Source organism: Lentilactobacillus farraginis DSM 18382 = JCM 14108 (genome assembly GCF_000583655.1).
Taxonomy (GTDB): Bacteria; Bacillota; Bacilli; order Lactobacillales; family Lactobacillaceae; genus Lentilactobacillus; species Lentilactobacillus farraginis.
In genome coordinates this window covers 1-3,493 of record NZ_BAKI01000080.1, presented here as the reverse complement: position 1 = coordinate 3,493, position 3,493 = coordinate 1, and the positions used below count along the sequence as shown (strand labels likewise).

Below are 3,493 nucleotides of genomic sequence, written 5' to 3'. Positions count from 1 at the left end.
AACTAAAAAATTAGCTCAAAAATACGCTCAAGAGTTGGAATATGAATATACTCAAGGCGGTGATCTTAGTAATCAGAATGTGGTGTTTTCGCAATACTTTTTGCGATGGTATCAAACTTTTCGTGAGCCAAGGCTAGCTCCAGCGACAAGAAACAACTATCTATACACATTAAAAGTGATTCAAAAATACTTTGGTACAACTTTGCTGAAAAATATAACAAGAGCGGACTACCAGAAGTTCTTAAATTTTATTGGGAAAGGTGATTCTACACACCCCGCGCATGCCAAGCAAACAGTTGTTAAGATTAATTCGCACATTCGTGCCTGCGTTCAAAATGCTATCAATGATGGCCTCATTCGAGAAAACTTTACTAATAACACCCACATTGTTTATGATCCGCAGCACACACGTGGAATTAATTATTTAAATCAGGCAGAGGCCATCAAACTTCTACATTTTCTAAAGAAAAATTATTCGGGTGTCCCACCATACGCAATGGCCTATCTGGCACTGATGACCGGCCTACGGGTTTCGGAAGTGGCTGGCCTCACCTGGGATTCAATTGATAAGAAACATCACACCATTCGCGTTTATCAGTCTTGGAATTTTAACAGCAAGAGTTTTGCCCCAACTAAAAACGAATTTTCCAAACGATCAATTGATTACACCCCAGCTGTGGGCAAATTATTTAATCGGGTACGCTTGGAGCAAAATAATATGTTGATGTTAACTAAACAGACTAACGATAAAAATCTGATTTTTATCAGCAGCCGTCGGGCAGAACCCTATTCAGTTAAAGTTTTAGAGCAATACTTAAAAAGAGCTTTAAAGGAAGCTCACATTAAACAGGATTTAACTTTTCACGGCTTACGCCACACTCATGCTTCCTTATTACTTTATAAAGGAATTGCCATCCCCTTTATTTCAAAACGCCTTGGCCATAAAAATGTGAATACAACGATTAACATTTACCTGCACATTATTCAAGAACTGCAATCTGAGGAAAGTCATAAAACCATTAATTATCTAAATAAGCTTGAACAACTTTCGAATTAAGAGTGTGCAGATTTCTGCACACTCAAATATACAAAATGTGCAGATGATGCTCAAAAATATCCTAATGTATCCAAAACAGTCCAAACAATTAAACTGGTATTGAAGATAAGTGTTGATATATCAACGTTTTAAATTATTGAAAGTGGATAAAATAACGTTATAATACTCTCCGTTGGTGTTAACCAAATCAGGTTCAAAGGGTCGGCAAAATGCCATCTCAGCGCAAAGGCACCCCTAGTGGTTATATTTGAATGTTTTCATTTTAACATAAATCCGCTTTCAGCTTTGTAAAAATTTGGTGAACACTTTATTTGTTTATGATTATGTAAGCGGTTACAATTAAAGAGTAGAAAGTTACACTCGACACAGAAAGGGCGTGTTCGCTATGGCAAGATTTGATAATAAGGTTGCAATTGTAACGGGCGGTGCTTCGGGAATCGGTTTGGAAACGGTAAAATTATTTCTAAACGAAGGCGCTAAAGTGGTTATCGGTGATTATTCCGATAAGGGTGATACGGTTGCCGCTGAACTCAACGCTGGTGATAACGTACTTTTTGTTAAAACCAACGTTACGCAGGAAGCCGACGTTAAAAACCTCATCGATAAAACCGTTGCTGCTTTCGGGCATTTGGATATTATGTTTGCCAACGCCGGCATCGCAAACGACGCAAATATCACGGAACTGCCGTTGGAGAAATGGCAAAACACCATCAATATTAATTTAACCGGTGTCTTTCTGTCAGACAAATATGCCTTGGAACAAATGCTTAAGCAGGGAACCGGTGGTGCAATCGTCAATGCCGGATCCATTCACAGTTTGGTCGGCCTCCCGAATGTAACAGCCTATGGTGCAGCTAAGGGTGGTGTTAAAATTTTAACCCAAACATTGGCCGCAACGTACGCCAAACAAGGGATTCGGGTTAACGCGATTGCTCCGGGATATATTGACACCCCACTTCTTAACAAAGTGAACCCCGGCCTAAAAGAAAAGCTGGCTTCACTTCACCCGCTTGGTCGACTGGGGAAACCGGAAGAAATCGCCAAAGCAGTTGCCTTCTTGGCAAGTGACGATGCTTCATTTATTATTGGCGCAACCCTGGTAGCCGATGGCGGTTACACGTCAGTTTAATTATTTTTTGTAATTCAATCTTTGAAGCCGAGGAAAAATTTGCCCCGACTTTTATATTTTACTCATCAGCCAGCCTAAATATCTCGACGTCGTTGTCTCGGCGTGCTAATCTTATCAGTAAGTATGACTATTAAGGAAGTGAGTCGGATTAAAGCACTCTATTTTGATCGCTTTGGCGGTCCGGAAGTTTTGCAATACGGTATTTTAGCAGATCCCAAACTGCATGACAACGAAGTTCTGGTTAAAATGACCTACATCGGCTTAAACTTTGCCGATATTTATCGCCGAAAGGGCACTTACCACATCGAGAAGCGTTCACCTTATATCGATGGCTACGAGGGCTTGGGCATGATTATCGCAGTCGGTAAAAATGTCACCAAACACCGCCTTGGTGAAAAAGTCTTCTTTGTAGACGTCCCATTCGCCAACGCGGAACTGGTTGCCGTTCCCGAAGACCACGCCATTACGGTACCAAACGATTTAGACGACAAAATTATTGCTTGTGTCGGCTTACAAGGCTTAACCGCTGATTTTCTAGCTCATGACCTCGGTAAAAACCGACCAAACCAAACTGTTTTTATCCACGGTATCAGTGGCGGCGTTGGTCAAATCCTGTCACAGATATTAACGGCAGATGGTGTCAATGTCTACGGTGTGACTTCGACCAAAGCCAAACAAAAAGTCGCCCTACAGCAAGGGGCCAAGGAAGTTTTTCTCAGAAACGAACCGTGGCTTCAAAATTGGCTTGAACATTTTGATACGGTATATGACGGTGTCGGTATCACCTTGGAGCAAAGTATTGAACTATTAAAGCACCGTGGTGACCTAATTTTCTACGGTATGGCTGGCGGCAATCCGCCCCGGGTTGATTTAGTCACCCTGTTGTCCCAATCCAAGAGCATCTTAACCGGTGATTTGTGGGATTATCTAACCGATTATTGGGAAAGAATCGCGCGAAGCAGGCGGCTCTTTAAATACCTGCTCAACGGCAGCATTCAAATAAGTGAGCCTACCGTGTTCCCATTAAAGGACGGCGTTCTTGCTCATAAATTATTGGAATCCGGAAATAATGTCGGAAAAATTTTGTTAAAGCCTTAAATAGCAGTTTTGGATCATTTTGATACCAAAACTGTTTTTTATTTTTACGTTGCGTTCCAACATCTTTATAACCAAAATCCTTAATGCTATATTTCTTAACTTTATCGGTGCGATAATTCCTAATTAGTTCTTGACTTTCCTTTTTTGAAACCGTATCATGTTAATTATAGTTAAATAATATGTATAGAGTATTTATAATTATATGAAAG

Annotated in this window: 3 protein-coding genes; all 3 read left to right on the top strand. The window is 40.6% G+C overall.

Annotated elements, in window-relative coordinates; genetic code table 11:
• Positions 1 to 1,057 (top strand): tyrosine-type recombinase/integrase (locus JCM14108_RS13555; protein ID WP_152536960.1); only part of this gene is annotated, 1,057 nt, incomplete at its 5' end.
• 385 nt (positions 1,058 to 1,442) lie between these two features.
• Positions 1,443 to 2,186: an SDR family NAD(P)-dependent oxidoreductase gene (locus tag JCM14108_RS13550; RefSeq protein WP_035181483.1), complete on the top strand. Its 744-nt coding sequence runs from the start codon at positions 1,443 to 1,445 to the stop codon at positions 2,184 to 2,186.
• Between the two features lie 147 nt (positions 2,187 to 2,333).
• Entirely contained in the window at positions 2,334 to 3,284 is a 951-nt protein-coding gene (locus JCM14108_RS13545; RefSeq protein WP_191978556.1) for a zinc-binding dehydrogenase, read from the top strand.
• Positions 3,285 to 3,493 lie beyond the last annotated feature (209 nt).